Raw genomic sequence first — 25,568 nt, forward strand, 5'->3', positions numbered from 1 at the left:
CTTACAAAAAAGCCTGAGTTATTTCTCAGGCTTTTTAATTAAAATAAATTAACTAAACCCTTCAAAAATGAAACAGAATTATGCAAGAACTGTGTTTTTATCTGCTTTTCTACTTACAGGAATTTATACTATAAATGCCCAAGAAAACAGAGAATTAAAACACGTTAAGTTCAACAAATCCTCAAAGGTGTCTTTACAAAAAGCACCAGATTTAATTAGACAAAAACTAAAGCTATTTAAAAATGATGGCTTGCAAAAAATTAAGTCAAATAGAGACGATCTAGGCTTTACACATGAAAAATTTCAACAAAAATTTAAAGGAATAAAAGTAGAATTTGCCACTTATACAGCTCACGCAAAAAATGGTGCTTTAATGAGTATGAATGGTGAGTTTTACGATGTTGGAAAGGTTAATATAAGCCCAAAGCTATCCAAAGCTCAAGCATTTCGAAAAGCTTTAACGCATACAGGAGCAGAGAAGTATTTATGGGAATATCCTGAGGCAGCCAATGAAATGGATAATTATAAAAAGCCTGATGGAGAGTTATTAATTCTTCCTAGAGAAGTTATAGGAAAAAAAGAAGCAAGACTAGCTTATAAGTTCGATATTTTTGCTACAAAACCGCTAAGCAGAGGGTATTTATACATAGATGCTCATACAGGAGAAGCATTATTTTACAATGCAATTATAAAACATGCAGATAAGTTTGGTCATGTAGGAGAGTTAACTACTCACGCAAAAAAAAGTAAAAAAGCGGCGAACGCTATTTCGGCTGCATTTGCAGCAGGAACTGCACAAACACGTTATAGTGGAACTAGAACCATTGAAACATCACTAAGTGGAGGAAACTATATTTTGAGTGATACTGGAAGAAAAATCCACACAAGAGATGCAAAAAATCAAGCTCCAGGTTCTACATATCCATATGTTACAAATTATGACCAGTTTACTGATAATGATAATAATTGGACTACAGCTGAACATAGTGCAAACAAAGATGATGCAGCATTAGATGCTCATTGGGGTGCAATACAAACATATGAGTATTTCTTGCAAAAACATAATAGAAATAGCTATGATGATAACGGTGCTCAAATTAGAAGTTATGTACATGTAGATACGAATTACGATAATGCCTTTTGGAATGGTTCTGTAATGTCTTATGGAGACGGTTCTTCTAACGGACAAGAAGGAAACGGTAGTTTTGATGCATTAACCTCTATTGATGTTGCAGCACATGAAATAGGACACGCAGTTTGTACTCATACAGCGAACTTAGCTTACCAAAGAGAATCAGGAGCTTTAAATGAAGCTTTTTCAGATATTTGGGGAGCTGCTGTTGAGCATTTTGCAAAAGGAAACGGAAATGATTCAAACCCAGACCTTTCAGTATGGTTAATAGGAGATGAAATAGATAGGCGTAGTGGTTCTGCTGCTTTACGCTCAATGAATGACCCAAAATCACAAGGTCAACCAGATACCTATGGAGGAACTAATTGGAAAAACCCAAATTGTGGAGTACCGACGAGATTTAATGACTACTGTGGAGTTCATACAAATTCAGGAGTTTTAAATAAATGGTTCTATTTGCTAACTGTAGGAGGGTCAGGAACAAATGATGCATCTGATACATACAACGTTACCGGAATTGGAATGACAAAAGCTGCAAAAATAGCGTATCGTACCGAAGCAAATTACTTATCAGCCAGTTCAACATATGCCGACGCTAGAACAGCGGCAATACAAGCTGCAACAGATTTATACGGAGCAAACTCTCAAGAAGTAATTTCTACAACAAATGCTTTTTATGCAGTTAATGTAGGAGAAGAATTTGTACAAAACTGTGCTTTAGCAGCACCAACAAACTTAAATTCATCAAACATTGGTGATAACGGATTTACAGTAACTTGGACAGCAGTTTCAGGAGCAGCTTCTTATGATGTAACTATTGGAGGAAATACAACAAACGTAGCAGGAACATCATTTAACGCTACAGGATTATTAAGTGGAACAGAATATACGGTATCTGTAGCTGCGAAATGTACAGAAGGTGGAACAGGAACACCAGCAACAGTAAATGTAACAACAACAGGTACGCCACCGCTTAACTATTGTGATTCAAAAGGTAATAGCGTTGCTGATGAATATATTGAGAGAGTTCAATTAGGAAGTATCGATAACACTTCTGATGGAGGTGGAGGATATTCTGATTTCACTACAATTTCAACAGATTTATCTATTGGTGACTCTAATACAATAACCATTACCCCAAAATGGACAGGAACTGTTTATAGTGAAGGTTATGGAGTATGGATTGATTATAATCAAGACGGAGACTTTTCTGACTCTGGAGAAACGGTTTGGACCAAAGCAGCGTCTAAAGATACTCCAGTAAGCACATCATTTACAGTACCTGCTTCAGCAACCGAAGGAGCTACTAGAATGAGAGTTGTGCTAAAGTACAATGCTACACCAACGGCTTGTGAAGCAACATTCTCTTATGGTGAAGTTGAAGATTATACAGTTAATATTACAAATGCTACACCAGATACAGAAGCACCAACAGCGCCTTCTTCAGTAGCAGCATCTAATATTGAAGAAACAACAGCAACGTTAAGTTGGACAGCGTCAACAGATAATGTTGGAGTAACTAGCTACGAAGTATTTAATGGAACTACAAGTGCAGGAACAGTTAGTGGTACATCAATGAACTTAACAGGGTTAACTGCAAATACTACATATAACTTTACAGTAAAAGCAAAAGATGCAGCAGGAAATGTTTCAGTATCAAGTAATACAGCAACATTTACAACAAAAGATGTGTCAGTAGTAGAGTATTGTGCTTCACAAGGAAACAATTCTTCTTACGAGTGGATTGATAGAGTTTCTATGGGAGGAGTTGATAATACTACAGGAAATGATGGTGGTTATAGAGATTATACGAACCTTATAATGAATGTGGCTCCAGGAGCTAATCGATTATATGTAAGTGCTGGATTTAGTAGCTCTTCTTATACCGAGTACTGGAAAGCATGGATTGATTACGATAAAGATGGCGTTTTTGAAGATACTGAAGTAGTGTTAAGTGGTTCTTCTTCAAGCGCAGGAGAGCTTTATGAAGATTTTACAATTCCATCAAATATTTCAGGAACTACAAGACTTAGAGTTTCTATGAAGTATAATAGTGCTCAAACAGCATGTGAAACATTTACTTATGGTGAGGTAGAAGATTATACAGTTAATATTTCTTCTGGTTCTTCAGTGGCTGCAATAACAGGTTTTTCAGCGAATATCAGTGGAGAAGCAATAGGAAATGAAGAAAGCTTAGATTTATTAGCATACCCTAATCCAGCAGCAGACTTTATACAAGTAAAACTTGCTTCAAAAGTAGAAAAGATAAGTTATAAACTTATAAATACTGTGGGTAAAGTAGTAAAAGAAGGTTATTTAAAATCTTCTAATCTAGACGTTTCAAAGTTAAATACTGGAATGTACATTTTAGAGGTAAACGATGGACAAAAACTCCTTACAACTAAACTGTTTAAAAAATAAAACTTATAAAAATATAACAAACAAGAGTCTGAGTTTTTTACTCAGGCTTTTGCTTGTTATAAATTGTAAAATACTATGAGAATAAAATCTTTGACTTAGCTAGGGGCGGCTGAACTATTAAAAACTGATTTATAAAGGGTTAAGTTAAGAATCTTTTCAATTGAGTGTAAAAGGCAAAGAAAAGGTACAGTAACAAAAAGCGCTAGGAAATAAAACTTAATTATTTAATTAAATTAATTCAAATGAACAAAAAGTTTAAATTTCTAATTGGAGGGCTGTCTGTTGCGGCGGTTTCAATTATTGGTTCAGATTATCTTAAAAAGCAAAGTGTTGCTGATAAACTGACCGAACAACGTAAGGTACACAGTACTTTTTTAAAGGAAAGCCCTTTAAATGAATCGTTAAAATGGGGGAAAAAAGAAAGAAAACATAGAGGGTTACCACCTAACAGGTATTTTGATCAAATGCAGTTACTCACCATGAATCCAGCTACAGGAAAAATGGAAGATGGGAGTTTAGCAGGATTGAGAGAAGATCTGTTGAAAAAAAGAGCACAACAAAAAAACCCTGGAGACAATGGAAACTCTTGGATAGAAAGAGGACCTAACAATGTAGGAGGACGTACAAGAGTTGTTTTATTTGATCCAAATGACGCTACAAATAATACCGTATATGCTGGTGGAGTAAGTGGAGGTTTATGGAAAAACACTAATATTAGTAATGCCAACTCACAATGGACAAGAGTACAAAATGTACCAGGAAACCTATCGGTAACTTCTATCACTGTAGATCCAAGAAACTCAAATAGATGGTATGTAGGTACAGGAGAACAATACACAGCAGGAGACGTAGTAGGAAATGGTGTTTATGTAACTACCGATGGAGGTACAACATGGAACGCAGTTAATATACCAGCAGCAGGTGATGCAATTATTAATTACAATGCAAGTAACATTTTTTTATCAGGAGTTCATTTCGTAAATGATGTATTGGCATGGGATAATGGGGCATCAACAGAATTATTTGTTGCAGTTGGAGCACATGTGTATGGAGACTCTTCTAGTCCTAGAAACTGGTTAGGGTTACAGTCTGCAGGGTTGTACCGTTCTACAGATAATGGGGCTACATGGAATAGAATAGAATCTGCTAATATGAAGTATACCTTCGGCGGAAAAGATTACTATTATATAGCGAATGATTTAGAGGTAAGTGCTAACAATACTTTATGGATGGGAACTATTGCGTCTGCTTTAGGTGAAGGAGGAGGTAGAGTATTCAGTTCTACAAATGGAGGAACTTGGTCAGAAGCAACAGCATCTCCTTTAACTGAATCTAACAGAGTTGAAATTGAAACTTCTGCTACTGATGCAAATAAGATTTATGCATTAACACAAGGAACAACAAGTGCGGCACCTGTTCATATTTATAAAACAACAAACGCGTTTTCAACAGCGAGTGCAACATCATTACCAAATGATGCAGATACAAATATTTCAGCAAACGATTTTTGTCGTGGGCAAGCATTTTATGATTTAGTAATTGAAGCAGATCCTACAGATGATGATATAGTTTATGTTGGAGGGATAGATTTATTTAAAACTACTAACGGAGGTAATTCTTGGTCTCAATTATCACATTGGTATGGAGGTTTTGGTCATCAAAATGTTCATGCAGATCAGCACTCGATGGCTTTTGGAAATAATGACTCATCAAAAATATTATTCGGTAACGATGGAGGAATCTATTATTCAGGAAACTCAGGAAGTACAATTAGCGTAAGAAACAAAGGATACAATGTAACTCAGTTTGTAAAAGCAGGAATTGGTCCTGATGGAGCAGGTGATGTTGATGGAATTTTTAGTGCAGGTGCGCAAGATAACGGTACACAAGCATTTAGAAATGCAGTTGCAGGAGTTAATAGCTCGACAGAACTAAGCGATGGTGACGGATTCTATACTTTTGTTGATAAAGATGGAGACTACATGATTGCTACGTATGTAAACAATGTAATATATAGGTTTAACTTACCATGGAATGGTTTGGGTAGACAGCAAGGAGGAGCGACAACATTATCAAGTGACCAAAATACGGGAGACTTTGTAAACCCTATGGGGTATGATAATGATGCTAATCGCTTATTATCTAATGCATCAACAGATTCTTCAAATTCAATTTTGAGTATTAATGTAGCATCAAATTCAAAAGGAAATATTACAAATGCATTATTAGATGCAAGCCCAACAGCTTTTCAAGCGTCTCCTTTTACAAATAATGCATGGTTTGTAGGATTAGCGAACGGAAAACTATTAAAGTTAACAAACGTTACTAATTCTAATGCTACATGGTCAAATATCAATACACCTTTTGTTGGTTCAGTATCTTCAGTAAGATTCGGAGCTACAGAAGATGATATTTTTGTAACGATACATAACTACGGAGTAACAAGTGTTTGGGCTACTTCAGATGGAGGAGCAAACTGGGTAAGCAAAGAAGGAAACCTACCAAATATTCCTGTAAGAGATATTTTACAAAATCCATTAGATAGAACAGAAGCTATTTTAGCAACACAATTAGGAGTTTGGTCAACATCTAACTTTAATGATGCAAACCCTAATTGGAATCAAGCTTATAACGGGATGAGTGATGTTAGTGTTACTTCATTTGATTACTGGAACGTAAGTGGAGACCATGTTACTAACAAAGTAATAGCATCTACCTATGGTAGAGGAGTGTTTACAGGTTCATTTACAAGTAATGCAGCTGCCGATACCGAAGTACCAACAGCTCCAACTAGTTTAGCTGCAAGTTCTATAACAGCAACAAGTTTAACGTTAAACTGGACAGCATCAACAGATAACGTAGGTGTTACAGGATATGATGTATATCAAGGGTCAACTAAAATAGGAAGTTCAACAACTACTTCATATAATGTAACAGGTTTAACAGCAAGTACAGCATATACTTTTACTGTGAAATCAAAAGATGCGGCAGGAAATGTTTCAGGAGATAGTAATACCGTAAACGCAACTACTACAGCAGCAACAATTACGTATTGTACTTCTAAAGGAGATAGTGTTTCTGATGAATATATTGGAAGAGTTCAATTAGGAAGTATCGATAATTCTTCAGGAGGAGGAAATGGATACTCTGACCATACTGCAGTTTCAACAAATTTAGAAAAAGGTGCATCAAATACCATTACGATTACTCCAAAATGGACTGGAAGTAGTTATGATGAAGGGTATGGTGTATGGATTGATTACAACCAAGATGGAGATTTTTCTGATGCAGGTGAAACGGTTTGGACAAAAGCTAAATCGAAAGACACTTCTGTAAGCACATCATTCACGGTGCCAGCTTCAGCAACTGAAGGAGCTACTAGAATGAGAATTGTAATGAAATACAATGCAACACCAACAGTTTGTGAAGCATCTTTCCAATATGGAGAAGTTGAAGATTACACAGTAAATATTACAGAAGCGGTAGCTGATACACAAGCACCAACAGCACCTAGTAGTTTAGCTACATCAAATGTTGCACAGACTACATTGACGTTATCTTGGACAGCATCAACAGACAATGTAGGTGTTACAGGATATGATGTATATCAAGGAGCAACTAAATTAACAACTGTTTCAACAACGTCTTACAATGTAACAGGTTTAACAGCTAATACAGCTTATACATTTTCAGTAAGAGCAAAAGATGCTGCCGGAAATATTTCTTCAGCAAGTAATACGGTAAATGTAACTACGTTAGATAATGTTGTTAGCTATTGTTCTTCAAAAGGAAATAGAGTTACTTACGAGTGGATAGATTATGTTTCTTTTGGTGGAATGACAAATACAACTTCTGCAAATGAAGGGTATGGTGATTTTACAAGTAAAATAGCAACGGTTACTCAAGGAACAACAAATCAAATTATTGTAAGTGCAGGATTTGGTGGTTCTTCATATACTGAGTATTTTACCGTTTGGATTGATTATAACCGTAATGGAACTTTTGAGGCTAGTGAACAAACTTCTTTAGGTTCTTCTAGTACAGCAGCAAACAGATCAGCTAATATTTCTATTCCATCAAGCGCGTTATTAGGACAAACAAGAATGCGTGTTTCTATGAAATATAACGGAGCATCAACAGCTTGCGAAACTTTTGCAGATGGAGAGGTAGAAGATTATACAGTGAATATTGTTAATTCATCATCTTCAGTAGCAGGAAATACAAGTAATGAGTTTGCTGAACCATTAGACAAGGAAGCAAAATCAAGCTTAATAGCATTCCCAAACCCAGCAATAAGTAATGTTACTGTAAAATTTGGAAGCAACGAAAATGTAAATTACAAAATAACAAATACAATTGGTAGAGTTGTATTAACAGGAAAAACAGTTAATGGTACTGTAAATGTTTCTAATTTAAAAACAGGAATTTATTAGAAGCGAACGATGGTAAAAAATCAGAAACCATTAAATTAATGAAGAAATAAAAGCATTTCTTTTAATTATAACAAAACCCGAGCTATTGCTCGGGTTTTTTGTTTCTTTGCATAAAATTTTAGAGAATGAATTACCTATCAGTAGAAAACATAGCAAAATCGTATGGTGAAAAGGTCTTGTTTGAAGATATTTCTTTTGGAATTAATAAAGATCAAAAAATAGCCTTTGTTGCTAAAAATGGTAGCGGAAAAACCTCTATTTTAAACATTATTGCTGGAAAGGATACACCAGATGAAGGACAAGTTATAAGCAGAAAAGGAATTAATATTGCGTATTTGGCGCAAGATGATGACTTGAATCCAGATTTAACTATTGAAGAAACTATTTTTTCTGCTGAAAGTACCATTCTTCCAATTATTAAACAATACGAAAAAGCCTTACAAAATCCTGACGATACAGAAGCGTATCAAAAAGCATTTGAGCAGATGGAGCAGCATAATGCATGGGATTTCGAAACACAATACAAACAAATTTTATTCAAGTTAAAACTTGATGATTTATCACAAAAAGTAGGAAATCTTTCTGGAGGACAAAAGAAGCGATTGTCGTTAGCTATTATTCTAATTAATAAACCAGATTTATTAATACTAGATGAGCCAACAAACCATTTAGATTTGGAAATGATTGAATGGTTGGAAGCTTTTTTTGCGAAAGAAAAAATTACGTTGTTTATGGTTACACACGACCGTTATTTTTTAGAGCGTGTGTGTAATGAGATTATTGAATTAGACAACGGAAAACTATATAAATACAAAGGAAACTATTCGTACTATCTTCAAAATAAAGAAGAACGAATGGCTTTAGAAGCTACTAATTTAAGTAAAGCTAAAAGTTTATTTAAAAAAGAGTTGGATTGGATGCGTCGTCAACCAAAAGCCCGTACAACCAAATCTAAATCGCGTATTGATGACTTTTTCCAAATTAAAGAAAAAGCACATCAACGTAGAAAAGAGCACGAAGTTCAGTTAGAAATAAACATGGAACGTTTAGGAAGCAAAATTGTAGAGCTTCATAAACTAAAAAAGGACTTTGGTGATAAAGTTATTTTAGATGGGTTTGACTACGTTTTTAAGCGAGGTGAACGTATAGGAATCATTGGAAAAAACGGAACAGGAAAATCTTCTTTTTTAAACATACTAACGGGTAAATTGCCTGTTGATGGAGGTAAGGTAATTGTTGGTGAAACAGTAAAATTTGGCTACTATACTCAAAAAGGAATCCAAATAAAAGAAGGACAGAAAGTAATAGAAGTTATTAAAGAATTTGGAGAAGAAATTCCGTTAACTAAAGGAAGAAGAATTTCTGCAGCACAGTTATTAGAACGCTTTTTATTTGATAGAAAAAAACAATACGATTTTGTTGAAAAATTAAGTGGAGGAGAGCAGAAGCGTTTGTACTTATGTGCTGTTTTAATTCAAAACCCTAACTTCTTAATTCTAGATGAGCCCACGAACGATTTAGATGTGGTAACTTTAAACGTGTTAGAAAGTTTTTTACTCGATTACCCAGGGAATTTAATGGTAGTATCGCATGATCGTTATTTTATGGATAAAATCGTAGATGGTTTATTTGTGTTTAGAGGAAATGGAGTAGTGGAGAATTTTCCTGGAAATTACTCTGATTACAGAGCGTATGAGAGCTCGCAGCCATCAGAACCTAAAGAAGAAAAGAAAGTAACTGAAAAGCAAGAAAAAACCCCTCAAAAAGGAAAGTTAAGTTATAACGAAAACAGAGAATACGGATTACTTGAAAAAGATATTGAAAAACTTCAAAAGAAAAAAGGAGTAATTGAAGATCAGTTTGCAAATAACGAAGTTTCACCTGAAGAGATTAATGAAAAATCGCTAGAACTACAGCAAATAATTGATAGTTTAGAAGAAAAAGAAGAACGTTGGTTTGAGCTTTCTATGAAATTGGAGGGCGAATAATTCGATTTTTAAATGAATAAATAATGAAGCTAAAGTATATTTTATATATTTCAGTTTTAATCATATTCAATCTGTTAAGGTGCTAGTAAAGAAAATTATTTTAATTTCAATTTTATTTAATCAAACAATTTGGGGTCAAAATTGGAATTATAAATCTGGAGGAAATGTTTTTGATGGTAAGTATAGAACAGCAAGTGTAATAGGAAAAGGAAATGATTTTCCTTACAATAAACCCATTTTAGTTCTTAATCTTTTCAATGAAGAGTCTTTAAATTTTTATATAACAAATTCTGGTTATTTTCCGGATACATCTTCTGTTGAAATTCTTTGGGTTTTTGACAATGAGCCTAACACAATTTATAAATCAGTTGAAATTTCAAAATCAAAGGATAATGAAACCTTATTCTTAAAAAGTTTTATAAATACTATAACTAAAGAAGAAGTTAATCAGATAGAGTTTATTGAAAGACTGAAAAAGGCTCTTAAAATAAATGTAAGAATATCTGATTATAATAGTCAAAACGATTTAATTTTTAGTTCAAAAGGGAGTACTAAAGCTATTAATTATGTTTTTTCAAAAATAAATATTCAAAATTTAATAACAAAAGAGAAAAAAACAAATAATCAACATATTGAATCAAAAGAAGAAAAGGGAAAGGTTAAAGAAAAGACTTTGCAATTATTTAAAAAAGCTGGAATAACAAATGAAAAGAAATTACAAGAACTTTATATAGAAGTCAATAAAGCTTTTGATTGGGATATTATAAAAATTAAAGAAGTAGATTCTATTAGTTTAGAAGTTAAAAAAAGTTCAACAAATTTACTTTTATTAAATAATAGAGGGATAAAATTAAAGAATATTAATAATGTGACTCAAATTATCCCTGATTTTGTTGCCAATCATATTAATAAGAAAAAATTATTAGAATACAAAAAAGCACTGAAAAGAGCCACTTTATTGTTAAAAGATTATAGCCTTAATAAAAATGAATTAAAAGTAGTTGCTAAAGAAATTGTTTTTGTTTCTGAAACTTATAATATAGAAATTGATCAAATAAAAATTTTAAAAATTAATATTCCTTCAAAAGGCTTTGCTTCTTTAAGATTATATTATTTAAATAATAAATTTATTACCGAAAAAGATATTGATATTCCACACTACTTAAAAAAAACTCAAGAAGAAATACAAAAAAAAGCAATCAAAAGAATAAAAATTTTACTAGATAAATATAAAATAACTGATTTAGAGAAAGATAGGTTGTTAAAAACAATAAGCAAAGAAGACTTACATACTATAGAGTTAAAAGAACTTGATTCAGTAAAATTTGAATTTTTATCGTATGCAACTAAAATTAAGTTTAGCAAAAACGAACGTGATGTGATTATAGTTCCAATTTTTGACAAGAAACTTTCAAGAAGTATTAAGAAGAAAGTAAAATAATAGTGAGTAAAAGTTTAAAGAAGATAATAACTTTTAATGTGTGTATATTACACCTTTATAATATCAATTTCATCAACCAAAGGTTTATTTAAAAAGCGTAATAGCAACTGAGCTACCGCTACGGTATCTCGTTCGCAATATTCAACAATACGTGATAGGTTTTTCTCTTGGTAATAAACATTAGCAACTTCGCTTCCATCAATATCTTGTTTGGGTGACGGAATTCCTAAAATAGCAGTAAGTAATTTTAAAGAAGTATAGTGTTTATAATCGCCAAATTTCCATAGGTCTAAAGTATCTAAATGCGGAACCTCCCAAGGCTTTTTTCCAAATAAGTTGAGTTTACTAGGTAATTCAATCTGATTGATAATCATACGACGTGCTATGTATGGAAAATCAAATTCTTTACCGTTATGAGCACATAACAAATGATTTGGATGATTAAAGTGTGTATCTAACAAATTTTTAAAATCAACCAAAAGTTTATGCTCATTATCACCATAAAAAGAAGTAATTCGTAGTTGACTTTCACCTTTACGCTCTACAAAATAACCTACAGAAATACAGATTATTTTTCCAAACTCAGCCCAAATACCTGCTCTATGATAAAACTCTTCAGGAGTAAACTCGTCTTTACGCTGGTATTGCGTTTTTAAAGCATATAACTCTTGCATTTCAGGAGATAAATCAGCAAACAATTCTACTTCAGGAACCGTTTCAATATCTAAAAACAGGATGTTTTGTAAGTTAGTTTTATTCAGCATTTTCTTTAATTAACACGTAAGCACTAGCATTAGATAAGTGTTTTTCGGTAGCATTATCAATTTTTGATAGATTTATATTTTGAAAAACGAACTTTATATTTAGGGTTTTAAAACGATGTTCAATTGTCATTAAACTAGGTGAAACATTGTAATTTACTTCTTGATTTTTAAGCTCTTTAATCATTTCTGAGCAGTCTATATCTCCAACATGAGTATCTCCTTTTGAAACTTTGATAATGTTGGTTTTTTCACTTAAAGAAAAACGATAGCTATTAATAGAGTTACGATTTTCATAAGAATTAAAATATAATATTTTTAAGACATCATAATTTTTAGTGTTGATAATCATTTTAGAATCATCGATACTATAATAACTATTTCTGTAAGTATCATTAGCGTCATCAATTACTTTTATATCTAAACTATCCATTAATCTATTTTGTAATTGCCAACGACTATCAGTTTTAAACGTTGTTTTTGGATTATAGCCTAAAATGTTTTCTACTTTATGTAATTCCTGTTTATTGTTTAAGTACCGAACGATAGAACGTAGCCGATTTTTCTTTTCAAAAGTGGTAGTAAAATTATCATTCTTAATGTCAGTATATACTTTCTTAAATTGAATAAGTTGACTTTTTGTTGATATTGAAAAAGTTCCCCAAAACCCAAAAGAAATGAGAAAAGTAATAAGAGCTAAACTAAAAGGAAAGACTTTAATTTTTTTACGCTTACTAAAAAGTATGTACAAGGTCATAGCTAAAATCCAACAAGCTACAACAAGTACGAAATAACGGTTTTCGGTAATCCCATATTCGTTAATACGTCTAAAAACAGCAATAAAAAGTAAAATTATTAACGGTAATAACAAATAATAAAACCATGGATAAAACTTTCTAATTGTACGAGAGTTAATAGTTTTTTGAATAGGATTGATAAGTATTTGCACAATAAAACCTAAAAATGAAAGAGCAATAACCAAATAAGAAACCCACCCTTTAGGTAAGTTCCAATTAATTACAATTTTTAAACTATAAGCATATAAAATGATGAGGTATAAAATTACTAATGGAATTAAAATATACTTAACTAATACCTCTAAAGCTTTTGTGTAGTTAATTGCAAGTTGGTTATGAACATCTTTAGGAAAATCTGAAAGGTAAATCCAAGTATTTACAACTCCTATACAAAGCACAAAAACCTGAAAAAAACGTTCTCCTTTAAAATCTATATTAAATAAATGTTTAATGGCTAAGAGTGCCAAAACAATTCCTAAATATAAAATTAGTGAAAAAAATAAACTTCTAACAATTGCTATAAAAACTGATTTTACGTAATTAAAATAAGCAGATTTATTCCATTTAAAGATAAAAGGGGCTACCATCACTAGTAAATGACCTGACACAAAGTAAAGTATAAATCGAATAGTAGAATTTTGGTGAATTTTTGAACCATTAACTTCAATACTAAAATAAAATAGAAGTAAAAAACCAAGAGTTAGCAAGAATATCCATGTTTTATCTCTTTTAAATTGTTCTTCCAAAAAACGAGTAGCGATTAACCAGCTAACCCCTAAAGTAAAAGTTATAATAACTTTACCATAAAAAGCGTTATCAAAAGTATCTGTTTCAATTGTAAATAAAGTAAACAGTGTACCAATGATTGCCCAACAAAGGGCTATAGGAAATCGCTTAAAAGCATTTTTAGCATTGGAAGTAATTTCCCCTAGGGAAGAAATAATTTTCATAGGAAACAATTTGTATAAAGATACAAAAACTACAAAAAAAGAAAAAACAAAAGAAATCTCTTCGTTTTCTTTAAGCAAAAGTTTGGTAAATATTAAATGAACGTTAAGTTAAGCATGTATATAAAGGGTTTATTATTTTATGATTACTTTTGGATAACACAATATAAATGAATAATGAACACTAGCGATATTAAAATTTTACTAGTTGACGATGAGCCAGATATTTTAGAAATTGTAGGTTACAATTTAAAATCAGAGGGATATCAGGTTTTCACTGCAAACAACGGAGCAGAAGCTGTAAAAACAGCAAAAAAAGTAACTCCACATTTAATTTTATTAGACATTATGATGCCTGAAATGGATGGTATCGAAGCATGTGAAAAAATTAGAAATGTAAAACCTCTTGAAGATGTGATAATTTCTTTTTTAACCGCTAGAGGAGAAGACTACTCACAAGTAGCAGGTTTTGACGCTGGAGCAGATGACTATATAACTAAACCAGTAAAACCAAAAGTGCTAATAAGCAAGGTAAAATCGTTACTACGTCGTTTAAAAACTGAGGAAAAAGCGGATACCACTACAAAAATTGGAGATATAGTCATCAATAGAGACGAGTATGTAGTTTTTAAAGGAGAAGAGAAAATATCTTTACCAAGAAAAGAATTTGAATTATTCTCTTTATTAACTTCAAAACCAGGAAAAGTATTTAAAAGAGAAGTTATTTTAGATAGCGTTTGGGGAAATGAAGTAGTTGTGGGCGGAAGAACGATAGATGTACACATACGTAAACTTCGTGAAAAAATAGGAGATCACTATTTTAAAACAGTAAAAGGAGTTGGGTATAAGTTTGTATTAGACGAAATAGATAAATAATTTTTTAAACTCAAAATTTTATAAGTAGATTGCTAGCTAGCAATCTATTTTTTTATAATGAAATGAGCTATAATAATTTTGATTCTTCTTGAGATAATTATTGGCGAATTACATCTGACATTTAAAAAATAATAGAAAAAACAGATGAAAAAAATAAAAAAAACGTATAACTACGCACTTTGGTCGGCGTTATATTCAACGCTATTATCTATTGTCATAGCAGTATTATCGTACTTGTTTTTATTAAACAGCTTAGGAGTTGTAACCATTGTAATTTTTGGTCTTGTAATGTTTATTATCTCCTTTTTTGTAATTCAATACAGAGCAGAACATTTTATTTACCAACGAGTAAAAAAGATGTATGAAGACATTTCTATTTTAGATGAGAATGATTTAAAAAGAAATAAAGTAACGACCGATGTAGAAGCGTTAACTAAAAGTGTACAAGAGTATGTTGAAGGGAAGAGTGAAGAGATAGCTAATTTAACCCAGCGTGATTCATTTCGCCGTGATTTCTTAGGAAATGTAGCTCATGAGTTAAAAACACCACTTTTTACAGTACAAGGATATATTTTAACGCTTATTGAAGGAGCTGCTGATGACAAAGAAATTCTTGAAAAATATTTAGAAAGAGCTAATAAAGGGGTAGAACGATTAACCTCAATTGTTAAAGATTTAGACATGATTGCTAAGTTAGAAACTGAGGGAATGAAAATGAACATGCAAACCTTTAATATTATAGAGCTTATTCAAAACGTGTTCGACTTGTTTGAAATGAAGGCGAAAAAACGAAATATCACGCTACGTTTTGATAAAGTGTATGATTTTCCTCATTTAGTAAAAGGAGATGTTGAAAGAATTGAACAGGTACTTATTAATCTTGTTGTAAATTCTATTAAATATGGTAGAGTTGGAGGTATAACTACAGTGAGTGTTGAACCGTACAACCAGAATAAGCTTATCATTAAAATAAATGATAATGGTGAAGGAATAAAACAAGAACATATTTCTCGTTTATTTGAACGTTTTTATCGAGTAGACCAAAGTCGCTCACGTGAACAAGGAGGTTCGGGGCTTGGGCTTTCTATTGTAAAACATATTATTGAAGCGCATAACGAAACCATTCTTTTAAAAAGTGTGCACGGAGAAGGTTCCGAGTTTTCGTTTACGTTAGAAAAGGCAATGAAATAAATAAAGGAGTTGAATTTTCAACTCCTTTATTATTATAATTATTTTAAATCGAAACCGATATCTTTTCGATAATTCATTTTATCAAAAGCTATTTTATCGATGCTCTTATAAGATTTTTCTATGGCTTCTTCTATAGAGTCTCCAAAAGAAGTAATTGCCATTACACGTCCACCGCTCGTAACAACTTTACCATCTTTTAAAGTGGTTCCTGCATGAAAAACGATAGAATCGTCTACAGTATTAAAACCTGTAATTTCTTTTCCTTTTTCATAAGCTTCAGGATACCCACCAGAAACTAACATAACTGTAGTTGCTGTTTGTGGAGTAACTTCGTATGATTTCTCTCCTAAAGTTTGCGTAGCAACTCCTTCAAACAACTCTACTAAGTCTGATTGAATACGTGGTAATACCACTTCTGTTTCAGGATCCCCCATACGAACGTTGTATTCAACTACCGAAGGATTTCCGTTATCGTTCATCAATCCGATGAAAATAAATCCTCTATAATCAATTCCGTCTTTTTGTAAACCTTCAATTGTTGGTTTAACAACCAATTCTTCCACTTTCGTTAAAAAATCATCCGTAGCAAAAGGAACAGGAGAAATAGCTCCCATACCGCCTGTATTTAGCCCTGTGTCACCTTCTCCAATACGTTTGTAATCTTTAGCAGAAGGTAATATTTTATAATTCTTTCCGTCCGTTAATACGAAAACAGATAATTCTATTCCTTTTAAGAACTCCTCAATAACTACAGTTGATGAAGCACTTCCAAATTTTTGATTAGAAAGCATTTCTTCTAACTCAGCTTTAGCTTCTTCTAAATCATTTAAAATTAAAACTCCTTTACCAGCAGCTAATCCGTCAGCTTTTAATACATACGGAGCATCTAAGGTTTCTAAGAATTTTTTTCCTTCGGATAATGTTTCAGTAGTAAAAGATTGGTAACGAGCTGTAGGAATATTGTGTTTTTCCATAAACTGCTTCGAAAAATCTTTACTTCCTTCTAGTAAAGCACCGTCTTTTTTAGGGCCAATTACAGGAATATTTTTTAACTCTTCATCAGCTAAGAAAAAGTCATGAACCCCTTCAACTAAAGGCGCTTCAGGACCTACAACTACCATAGTAATATTGTGTTGTAAAACAGTTTCTTTTACTTGTGTAAAAGCAGTTGGATTGATGGCAATATTCCTTGCTATTGCATCAGTTCCCGCATTACCAGGAGCAACAAAAAGATTATTGATTTTGGTACTTTCTGAAAGTTTTTTAGCAAAGGCATGTTCTCTACCGCCCGATCCTAAAATTAGAATATTCATTGTTGTGTGTTGTTGTATTGTGAGTGCAAATATAAAATAAGAAAAAAGGCTATGAGCAAAACCTGTCTTTAAAATTATGTAAAAACTAAAAAGACCTCTTTTAATTTGAAAAGAAGTCTTTTTTATGGTTTAATTAGGTTTTTTGGTAGTCGTTCTGCGACTAAAATATTTGTTCTAGTATTTTTTGCGTAATAGCATAAGTAGGTGTTACGCCGCTCATTCCAAGTCCTCCAGAGGCAAGTGTAGCACCTGTTTCTAGTGGGTTATCTGAGGCGTAATATGCATAACGTACTTTTACATTTTCTGAAATATTTCCTCTAATTTTTGAGGCAGATTGAATCGCTTTTTGATAATGCGCTCCTTCCATTTCTAGTCCGATTACATTCCAAGTTGAATCGTGGAAGAATCGTAGTAAATCTTTGTTTTGTAACGACGTTCCTAAGACAGAAATCATTGCTCCGTCAAAAACTTGAACACCAAAACCTTCTAAATCTTCTTTTGATAGTTCGTTTTTAAATGGGTAATTATCAGCAGTTCCTTCAAAAATATGTGAAGAAGGAATCATAATATCTCCTTTACCACCTTCTAAAATACCTGCTTTTCCCATAATTGAAACAGATTGAACATCTAAATGGATTTTTTCTCCTTTAGTCTTATAGGGCTTTAAAAGCTCGTCCATAGTTTCAAAAGCCTGTTCACCAAAAGCATAATCCATTACAATGATTACAGGATCTTCTCCAACTGAATTAACTTTGTTAAAAGAGTTTGTTTCAAAATCAATTTTTTGGGTATCAATTACCTGAACATTGATATTGGTTCCTGAAGTGTCTTTGATATATATTAATCCGTTTTCGGAAGCATAATTTTTAACGGCAGATTGCAAAGTACTGCTATTAGCATTACTCAATACTTCAAAAAGTTGAAAATCTTTGTGCTTTTTAGCTTCTTTTGGTAAAGCGTTTTGTGCATAAATACTATTCATTACACTATGCATGTTTGCACTAATGATATGGATAGGGCGTTCTATTAACTCGTTGTCTAACAATACCTTTTTAATGTTGTTAGCCCACATTTCTCCATAATAATGGTGTCCTATTTCTTGAGTTAAAACAGAACTAAATTTAATAGAACGTTTTTGGTCATATAGTGTTTCATTAATCGCTAATTTACCTAACCAGTAAATTAGATGGAAAAACCTGTTTTGGTTCTCTTCTGTTGAAAATGTGTTATAAGCATCATATACTTCATCGTAAGTTCTTCCTAAAATATTACCAAGATGTACAACAATTACATCTTTTTCTTCATCCGTAAGTGTTTTATTGTGTATTACAATATCTTCTAATAATAGCCATTCACGAATAAAGCTTTCTCCATTATTAAAAACCACTCGGTCTTTAATTTTATGAGATTCAATAAATAAAAAAGTCAAGTGTGTAAGAATATCGTAAATCTCAGAGCGCCCTCTAGTAATTTCAATATTCATTTGATCTTTATCAATGCGATAACAGTTTCTCCTTCTTTTAGGAGGAACGATAGCCTTAAATTTTGAGTTACGATATCCCTCATCTGCGGTTAAATATATAAACTGACATTCTTCAATTCCTTCAGGTAAACGTTCAATAACGTATACCAATCCGTTTAATTCAGTTTTATTTTCTGCAATAGAACCATAAATTTCTGGTCGTAATGATAATAGTGATTTACGTAAGGTTTCACCAGAAACCCCCATTGGTTTATAAAAACCGCGACTAAATAAGTGTCGCATTGAAATGTATAAACGCTCAATAGCATTTGTAGATTCTTGGGCTCTTGTACGTTCTTTTAGGATAGGTTTCGACATATGTTTTTAAAGTACAAATATACAAATTATGTTAAAGAAGCTATTTTTTTAAAGTAGTGCTATATTTTTTAGGGTTATTTAGCAAGTTTACAGCATTTTTTATAGTTATATCATTTTTAAATAAATGCTTATACATTCCTTCTTTGTACGCATAACGCTCAATAATTTCATTTTCAATTTCTTTAGATAAAAGATCTTCATTCTCCAAAACTTTAGCAACTTTAGCTGCTTTTAATTCTTGGATAATTGAGTTATATTCTGAAGTGATTTTGTTGTTGTTTTCTACTGATTCGTATGCTTTCTGAAAAAGCTTCTCTTCTTTAGAAACAAAAGCAGTGTCTTTACGAAGTAAATAGTCTTTAAATTTATTGAAATCAGAAGGAGAAAAAGTATAGTTTTCAGTAGATAAACTAGGGTTTTGATATGTGAAATCAGTTACAAAATTGAATATTGCTCTTGATTTTAGTAAATCATCTGTTTCTTCTGTTTTCTTCGAAAAATTATTTGCTATATCAGGAGTTACACCTCCACCATCATATACTTTTCGTCCGTTTTGAGTTGTGAACTCATTAAGAGTAGCATCAGAAAATTTAGGAACTTTTCCTGTTTTCGGATCTCTATTGGCATAATCTAATTCTTGAATACATCGTCCGCTTGGGGTGTAATATTTAGAGATTGTGATTTTCATTTGTGTTCCGTAACTCAAATTAAAGTAACGTTGTACTAGCCCTTTTCCAAAAGAACGCTCTCCCATAATTACAGCTCGATCATAATCTTGTAGGGCACCAGAGACAATTTCTGAGGCAGAAGCCGATCGACCATTTATTAAAACTACGATAGGAATTTCAGCATCTAAAGGTTCTCTACTTGTTTTATAAGTTCTACTATTTTTTTTAGTTTTTCCACGAGTATCAACAACTTTCAACCCTTTTGGAATAAATAAATTGGTAATATTTACTGCATCAAATAAAGAACCACCAGGATTGTACCTTAAGTCAAAAACCAATTTTTTCATCCCTCTTTTCTTTAGATCACTAAACGCATTTACAACACTTTCGGTAGCCTTTTGACTGATAAATCGTGTTAAAACAATATACCCTGTTTCAGTATCAATCATATCGTAAAAAGGGACAGGGTTTAAAATAACTTTATCAAGTTTTACAGATATATTTTTTGTTTGACCATTTCTTTTTACCTGTAAAGAAAGCTCTTTTCCCGGAACTCCTTTTAACATTTGTGAAAATTGACCTCTCTCCAAAGTGGCTAACTCTTGTCCGTTTACATTGGTAATAATATCACCTGCTTTTAAGCCAGCTTTATCGGCCGAAAAACCTTTGTAAATTTCAGAAACCACAATTCCTCTTTTGGTGTAAAATGTAGAAATACCAATACCTCCATATTCACCTTCACGACGAATGCGTGCATCTTCAACATCTTGTTCATTATAAAAATTGGTGTATGGATCTAAATTCTTAAGGGTGTTTTTTATCGCCTTGTCAGTTAAATTACCAGGGTTGATTTCATCAATATAATTAATGTTCAACTCTTTAAAAAGGTTGTTGTAAATTTCAATTTGTTTAGCAATCTCAAAAAAACGAGATTGAAAAGAAAAGAAAAGAGAGATGACAATAAGCGAACCAAAAAAAAGGAATTTTCTATTTTTCATCTTGAGTAACTTCTGTAATAAACTTTGTTAATAATTTCTTCATTTTATGCTCTAAATCGGCATATTTCCATTCATCTCTTGCAAGATAAGAAATCATAAATACATACGGTTTATCTACAGTCTCATAAATAGTATACTTCTCTTTACGGTAGGTTTCACGAAGTAATCGTTTTATACGGTTTCTATCTACTGCTTTTTTAAAATTACGTTTAGGTACAGAAACTCCAACTTGCGCAGGAAATTTTGAGGTGTGTTCGGTTTGTATATACACCATTCTTAGCGGAAAAACTTTTATCACCTTTCCCTCCTCATATAGTCTTCCTATGAGCTTTTTGCTTTTTAAACGCTCCTCTTTTCCTAAAGTAAATCTCATTAGTACAAACATACGCAAACCTGCACTAATAACCATTTTTTTAAGTATTTTTGAATCAATTCTTTTAAGAAACGCATACAACAAATCGCGATTAATTTTACATTTCTCTTATACAATTAGTAGAATTAATTTTAAAATATATTTATGAAGTCTGATTTATTTCAAGCCCCAGATTATTATCAAGTAGATGATTTATTAACCGAGGAGCATAAACTTGTTCGAAACACTGCTCGTGAATGGGTTAAGAAAAACTTATCTCCAATTATTGAAGAGTATGCACAACGTGCAGAATTTCCGAAGGAATTAATTAACGGATTGGCAGAAGTAGGAGCTTTCGGATCTTATATTCCTGAAAAGTATGGAGGTGCAGGGTTAGATCAAATTTCTTATGGGTTAATTATGCAAGAGCTAGAAAGGGGGGATAGCGGAATTCGATCTACTGCTTCAGTACAGTCTTCTCTTGTTATGGGACCTATTTATAACTACGGAACCGAAGCTCAACGACAAAAATATTTACCAAAATTAGCTTCTGGTGAATGGATGGGAAGTTTCGGATTAACAGAACCAAATCATGGTAGCAACCCTAGTGGAATGGAAACAAAGTTTAAAGACATGGGTGACCATTATTTACTGAATGGGGCTAAAATGTGGATTTCAAACGCACCCATTTGTGATGTAGCTGTTGTATGGGCAAAAAATGAAGAAGGACGCATTCATGGTTTACTAGTTGAACGTGGTATGGAAGGTTTTTCTACGCCAGAAACACATAATAAATGGTCGTTAAGAGCATCAATTACAGGGGAGTTAATTTTTGATAATGTAAAAGTTCCAAAAGAAAACTTATTGCCAAATAAATCAGGATTAGGAGCTCCATTATTATGCCTTGACTCTGCTCGCTATGGCATTGCTTGGGGGGCTATTGGTGCTGCGATGGATTGTTACGATACGGCATTGCGTTATGCGAAAGAACGTACACAATTTGGAAAACCAATAGGTCAATTTCAGTTACAACAAAAAAAACTAGCTGAAATGATTACTGAAATTACGAAAGCTCAATTGTTAACATGGCGTTTAGGAAGCTTAAAAAATGAAGGTCGCGCAACATCAGCTCAAATATCTATGGCAAAGCGAAATAATGTTGACATGGCGTTGAAAATAGCACGTGAAGCAAGACAGGTGTTAGGTGCAATGGGAATTTCTGGAGAATACTCAATTATGAGGCATGCAATGAACTTAGAAAGTGTAATAACCTATGAAGGAACACACGATGTTCATTTATTAATCACAGGATTGGATATCACAGGATTAAACGCATTTAAATAAAAAAGAAGAAGAAGCACTCAAACGTTAAACCACTAACACATTATTAAAGAGTGCTTCTTCCATCAACTATTAAAACTAAAATTTACCTACTCTTTCTTCTTGCCACCATTAACAAAAATTAAAAGAGCAGTTACTAAACCTATACAAACCAAACCAAAAATAACCATCATAATGGTTCCGTTTGTCCAAGATACCATTGGGATATTCATTAATTGTGTCATTTCTTCTTATACTTTATTGCTTCAAAAATACAAGTATAGTTTAAGTTAAAACATGATTTTTATCAGGGTTTAAAAAAATGAAGAGATTTTAAAAGTTGATTAAGAAGATGTTTCCTCTTTTAGTAAAGTGTCAAAGCCATCGATACTAGTTTGGTTTCTGTCATTCCAATATTGTTTAATTTCTTCTTCACCTTTTTCAATAGCCCAATCATTTAATTGATTTCGCTCTCCTTGGTACTCATAAAAAGGAATAGACATTCCACAAGAGGTTTGTACACTTTCAACAGAAACAATAAATATTTGACGAGTACCTGGAAGTTTAGGGAACAAATCAGCATAGTTACTCCACTTATCATGAGTTGGAAGAATTTCTTCTGCTTTTCCATATAGTCTGAGTATGTTTGGATCCCCTTCAAAAGTACAAAACATAATTGTTATTCGGTTATCAGCTAATAAATGTGCGGAAGTTTCATTTCCGCTACCTGTAACACTTAACCAAGCAACTGTATTTTCGTTAAGTATCCTAAAGGTATCCATTCCTTTAGGAGAAAGATTAATTCGTCCTTCTTTTGCTGCTGTAGCAACAAAAAAGAGCTTTTGTGCTTCAATAAACTGTTGAACTCGAGTTGTTATTTTGTCGTAAAATTTTGCCATGATTATTTAACTCTAATTTTTCTTAAATTTTTTTATGATTTCGTTAAAGTTTATACCCAATCCAGCTATATTTGGTTTTAATTCTAAATTATCAGTATCCCAGACCTTATTCCAAAAGTTTTCTTTTTCACCTAGATTTTGTCTCCTTTCTTCTTTTAAACTTTTTTTTATTTTATCTAAAGAAGATTTATATTCAGGAGTGTAGTTGGGTCTTTCATTTATATTTTTTTCAAATTCTTCCATTTCTCTAGAAATGTTTAAAGAATTACTATTTATTAATTTATAAGCAATTTCCACATGAAGATAATTTGAAATTACATGAAGCCTAGATTGATACCCAGTAATTTTAAGATCTCCGTTTTCTGTAACAAAATCTCCATTTTCAATACATAAATCACCTTCTCCTTCTTTCTCAATTCCTTTTAACAAATAATTTATATCCTTATAAAGTGTTTCAATTAACCTAGGGTTATCCTTTCTTAAAGGGTCTAATACTTTTTCAATAAAAGTATCTAAAGATTTTTCTTCTGTATTTCTAATCTCTTCTCTTAAGCATTTATATATATAATTATTTAGTCAATCCAATCTTTAGTACGTTCAACAGCTTTTTGCCAAGTACGGTATAGCTTTTCTCTTTTTTCTTTAGAGAAAGATGGAGTAAATGTTCTATCTATTTTTCTTTTGTTAACAATATCGTTTTGTTGCCAAAAACCAACACAGAATCCAGCCAAATAAGCAGCTCCCATTACGGTGGTCTCAATTTCTTCAGGACGCTCTACAGCTACATTTAAGATATCTGCCTGAAACTGCATCAATAAATTATTAGCACATGCTCCACCATCTACTTTTAAAGAGGAAAGTTTAAGCATGCTATCTTTTTGCATAACATCTAAAATATCTTTGGTTTGATAAGCTAATGATTGTAATGTGGCTTTAATTAAGTGATTTTTTCCTGTATCACGAGTCAAACCAAAAACAGCACCTCTAGCGTACATGTCCCAATACGGAGCGCCCAAGCCAGCAAAAGCAGGAACTACGTAAACAGGGTTTTCTTCGGTAACTTCTTCAGCAAAAAGTTCACTTTCCTCTGCATTATTGATAATTTGTAGTCCATCTCGTAACCATTGAATTGCTGAACCAGCAACAAAAACACTTCCTTCAAGAGCGTAATACACTTTGTTGTTAATTCCCCAAGCAATTGTAGAAATTAAACCATTTTCAGAGTATTCTAAGTTTTCACCAGTATTCATCAACATAAAGCATCCTGTTCCGTAAGTGTTTTTAGCTTCCCCTTTTTTAAAACACGCTTGCCCAAATAAGGCAGATTGTTGATCTCCTGCAATTCCGGCTATTGGAATTTGAACTCCATCTAATTCATAATTTCCAAAATGAAAGGATGAAGGTTTTACTTCTGGCAACATTGAAATTGGAATGTTTAATTCTTTTACTAAAGTTTTATCCCAACACAAGTTTTTTATATCATATAGCATCGTACGCGATGCATTACTGTAATCGGTAGCATGGATTTTTCTATTGGTCAAGTTCCATAAAAGCCAAGAATCAATAGTTCCAAATAACAAATTTCCTTTTTCTGCTTCTTCTTGAGCTCCATCTACATGATTTAATATCCAATGAATTTTCGTTGCAGAAAAATAACTGTCAATTACCAGTCCAGTAGTTTTACGTACATAGTTTTCGAGTCCAGTTTCTTTGAGTAACTCGCAAGTAGCTGCTGTTCTTTTGTCTTGCCAAACAATTGCATTATATATAGGTTTGCCTGTGTTTTTATTCCAAACAACAGTGGTTTCACGCTGATTGGTAATACCAATCCCTGCAATTTCTAAAGGCGAAATTTTAGCTTGTTCTATAGCTTTTTGTAAAGTGCTTAGTTGTGTTTGTAAGATTTCATTAGCGTCGTGTTCTACCCATCCTGACTGTGGGAAAACCTGCTTGAATTCTTCTTGAGTTTTTGCAACTATCTTTTCTTCTTTATTCAGAATAACTGTACGACAGCTAGTGGTTCCTTGGTCTAAAGCAATAATATATTTTTGAGTCATTTAGGCATAAAATGATTGAACGCCTAATTTACAATTTTAGTAGTGGTAATAAAAAAACCTTCTAGGATTTCTAGAAGGTTTGTACACTTAAGTTTGGTTAGTTAACTTTTAGTGTCTTAGAGCATAGCCAGCTC

General features: G+C 32.4%; 17 protein-coding genes. 7 read left to right on the forward strand and 10 right to left on the reverse strand.

All coding sequences use genetic code 11. The features are described from left to right. Positions 1–67 precede the first annotated feature (67 nt). The 4 genes from MK851_RS01765 (at position 68) to MK851_RS01780 (ending at position 11,415) form a co-directional block, all read left to right on the forward strand. On the forward strand, positions 68–3,553 hold the full coding sequence (locus tag MK851_RS01765) for a M4 family metallopeptidase (RefSeq protein ID WP_320240906.1): 3,486 nt from the start codon (positions 68–70) through the stop codon (positions 3,551–3,553). Between the two features lie 242 nt (positions 3,554–3,795). Continuing rightward, positions 3,796–7,986 (forward strand): GEVED domain-containing protein, encoded by a 4,191-nt coding sequence (locus MK851_RS01770; RefSeq protein ID WP_320240908.1) that lies wholly within the window; start codon positions 3,796–3,798, stop codon positions 7,984–7,986. 125 nt (positions 7,987–8,111) lie between these two features. Continuing rightward, entirely contained in the window at positions 8,112–9,974 is a 1,863-nt protein-coding gene (locus MK851_RS01775; RefSeq protein ID WP_320240910.1) for an ABC-F family ATP-binding cassette domain-containing protein, read from the forward strand. 79 nt (positions 9,975–10,053) lie between these two features. Next, entirely contained in the window at positions 10,054–11,415 is a 1,362-nt protein-coding gene (locus MK851_RS01780) for a hypothetical protein (protein ID WP_320240912.1), read from the forward strand. Positions 11,416–11,462: 47 nt separating this feature from the next. Here the strand turns inward: MK851_RS01780 and MK851_RS01785 are convergent, their stop codons facing one another. Both MK851_RS01785 and MK851_RS01790 read right to left on the reverse strand, forming a co-directional pair. Then, positions 11,463–12,179, reverse strand: a complete 717-nt coding sequence (locus MK851_RS01785; RefSeq protein WP_320240914.1) for a 3'-5' exonuclease — start codon at positions 12,177–12,179, stop codon at positions 11,463–11,465. After that, positions 12,169–13,923, reverse strand: a complete 1,755-nt coding sequence (locus MK851_RS01790) for a DUF4153 domain-containing protein (RefSeq protein WP_320240915.1) — start codon at positions 13,921–13,923, stop codon at positions 12,169–12,171. Before MK851_RS01790 ends, MK851_RS01785 begins: the two co-directional genes overlap by 11 nt. Positions 13,924–14,097: 174 nt before the next feature. On the opposite strand from MK851_RS01790, the gene MK851_RS01795 reads away from it, so the two are divergent. Together MK851_RS01795 and MK851_RS01800 are read left to right on the forward strand one after the other, a co-directional pair. Next, on the forward strand, positions 14,098–14,796 hold the full coding sequence (locus tag MK851_RS01795) for a response regulator transcription factor (protein WP_303505004.1): 699 nt from the start codon (positions 14,098–14,100) through the stop codon (positions 14,794–14,796). Between the two features lie 144 nt (positions 14,797–14,940). Then, positions 14,941–15,987 carry a sensor histidine kinase gene (locus MK851_RS01800; RefSeq protein ID WP_303505005.1) on the forward strand — a complete coding sequence of 349 codons (1,047 nt, stop codon included), beginning with the start codon at positions 14,941–14,943 and terminating at the stop codon, positions 15,985–15,987. A gap of 38 nt (positions 15,988–16,025) precedes the next feature. Here MK851_RS01800 and purD read toward each other — a convergent pair whose 3' ends face one another. The 4 genes from purD to rnpA form a co-directional block, all read right to left on the reverse strand. Beyond that, entirely contained in the window at positions 16,026–17,300 is a 1,275-nt protein-coding gene (purD, locus tag MK851_RS01805; protein ID WP_320240920.1) for a phosphoribosylamine--glycine ligase, read from the reverse strand. 160 nt (positions 17,301–17,460) lie between these two features. Then, positions 17,461–19,140 (reverse strand): DUF6909 family protein, encoded by a 1,680-nt coding sequence (locus tag MK851_RS01810; protein WP_320240922.1) that lies wholly within the window; start codon positions 19,138–19,140, stop codon positions 17,461–17,463. A 40-nt stretch (positions 19,141–19,180) separates the two neighbouring features. Next, positions 19,181–20,806, reverse strand: coding sequence for a S41 family peptidase (locus tag MK851_RS01815; protein WP_320240924.1), 1,626 nt, complete (start codon positions 20,804–20,806; stop codon positions 19,181–19,183). Next, the gene (rnpA, locus tag MK851_RS01820; protein WP_320240926.1) at positions 20,796–21,215 is read right to left on the reverse strand and encodes a ribonuclease P protein component; all 420 of its coding nucleotides are present in this window, start codon (positions 21,213–21,215) and stop codon (positions 20,796–20,798) included. Before rnpA ends, MK851_RS01815 begins: the two co-directional genes overlap by 11 nt. 108 nt (positions 21,216–21,323) lie before the next feature. Between rnpA and MK851_RS01825 the strand changes: the two genes are divergently transcribed. Beyond that, entirely contained in the window at positions 21,324–22,502 is a 1,179-nt protein-coding gene (locus tag MK851_RS01825) for an acyl-CoA dehydrogenase family protein (protein WP_320240928.1), read from the forward strand. An 86-nt stretch (positions 22,503–22,588) separates the two neighbouring features. Here MK851_RS01825 and MK851_RS01830 read toward each other — a convergent pair whose 3' ends face one another. From MK851_RS01830 to glpK, 4 genes are all read right to left on the reverse strand, one after another. Beyond that, on the reverse strand, positions 22,589–22,723 hold the full coding sequence (locus MK851_RS01830; protein WP_303505016.1) for a hypothetical protein: 135 nt from the start codon (positions 22,721–22,723) through the stop codon (positions 22,589–22,591). Positions 22,724–22,822: 99 nt separating this feature from the next. Beyond that, positions 22,823–23,377 carry a pyridoxamine 5'-phosphate oxidase family protein gene (locus MK851_RS01835; protein WP_320240931.1) on the reverse strand — a complete coding sequence of 185 codons (555 nt, stop codon included), beginning with the start codon at positions 23,375–23,377 and terminating at the stop codon, positions 22,823–22,825. Positions 23,378–23,389: 12 nt separating this feature from the next. Continuing rightward, entirely contained in the window at positions 23,390–23,806 is a 417-nt protein-coding gene (locus MK851_RS01840) for a hypothetical protein (RefSeq protein ID WP_320240933.1), read from the reverse strand. A gap of 143 nt (positions 23,807–23,949) precedes the next feature. Then, the gene (gene glpK, locus MK851_RS01845) at positions 23,950–25,434 is read right to left on the reverse strand and encodes a glycerol kinase GlpK (protein ID WP_320240935.1); all 1,485 of its coding nucleotides are present in this window, start codon (positions 25,432–25,434) and stop codon (positions 23,950–23,952) included. Between the last annotated feature and the right edge of the window lie 134 nt (positions 25,435–25,568).

The sequence above is a fragment of the Tenacibaculum sp. 1B UA genome (assembly GCF_033978845.1).
In the GTDB taxonomy this organism is placed as follows: Bacteria; Bacteroidota; Bacteroidia; order Flavobacteriales; family Flavobacteriaceae; genus Polaribacter.

Coding starts and splice junctions, on each gene's coding strand:
- MK851_RS01765 (WP_320240906.1), top strand. CDS start 68: ATGAAACAGAATTATGCAAGAACTGTGTTTTTATCTGCTTTTCTACTT.
- MK851_RS01770 (WP_320240908.1), top strand. CDS start 3,796: ATGAACAAAAAGTTTAAATTTCTAATTGGAGGGCTGTCTGTTGCGGCG.
- MK851_RS01775 (WP_320240910.1), top strand. CDS start 8,112: ATGAATTACCTATCAGTAGAAAACATAGCAAAATCGTATGGTGAAAAG.
- MK851_RS01785 (WP_320240914.1), bottom strand. CDS start 12,179: ATGCTGAATAAAACTAACTTACAAAACATCCTGTTTTTAGATATTGAA.
- MK851_RS01790 (WP_320240915.1), bottom strand. CDS start 13,923: ATGAAAATTATTTCTTCCCTAGGGGAAATTACTTCCAATGCTAAAAAT.
- MK851_RS01795 (WP_303505004.1), top strand. CDS start 14,098: ATGAACACTAGCGATATTAAAATTTTACTAGTTGACGATGAGCCAGAT.
- MK851_RS01800 (WP_303505005.1), top strand. CDS start 14,941: ATGAAAAAAATAAAAAAAACGTATAACTACGCACTTTGGTCGGCGTTA.
- purD (WP_320240920.1), bottom strand. CDS start 17,300: ATGAATATTCTAATTTTAGGATCGGGCGGTAGAGAACATGCCTTTGCT.
- MK851_RS01810 (WP_320240922.1), bottom strand. CDS start 19,140: ATGTCGAAACCTATCCTAAAAGAACGTACAAGAGCCCAAGAATCTACA.
- MK851_RS01815 (WP_320240924.1), bottom strand. CDS start 20,806: ATGAAAAATAGAAAATTCCTTTTTTTTGGTTCGCTTATTGTCATCTCT.
- rnpA (WP_320240926.1), bottom strand. CDS start 21,215: ATGGTTATTAGTGCAGGTTTGCGTATGTTTGTACTAATGAGATTTACT.
- MK851_RS01825 (WP_320240928.1), top strand. CDS start 21,324: ATGAAGTCTGATTTATTTCAAGCCCCAGATTATTATCAAGTAGATGAT.
- MK851_RS01830 (WP_303505016.1), bottom strand. CDS start 22,723: ATGACACAATTAATGAATATCCCAATGGTATCTTGGACAAACGGAACC.
- MK851_RS01835 (WP_320240931.1), bottom strand. CDS start 23,377: ATGGCAAAATTTTACGACAAAATAACAACTCGAGTTCAACAGTTTATT.
- glpK (WP_320240935.1), bottom strand. CDS start 25,434: ATGACTCAAAAATATATTATTGCTTTAGACCAAGGAACCACTAGCTGT.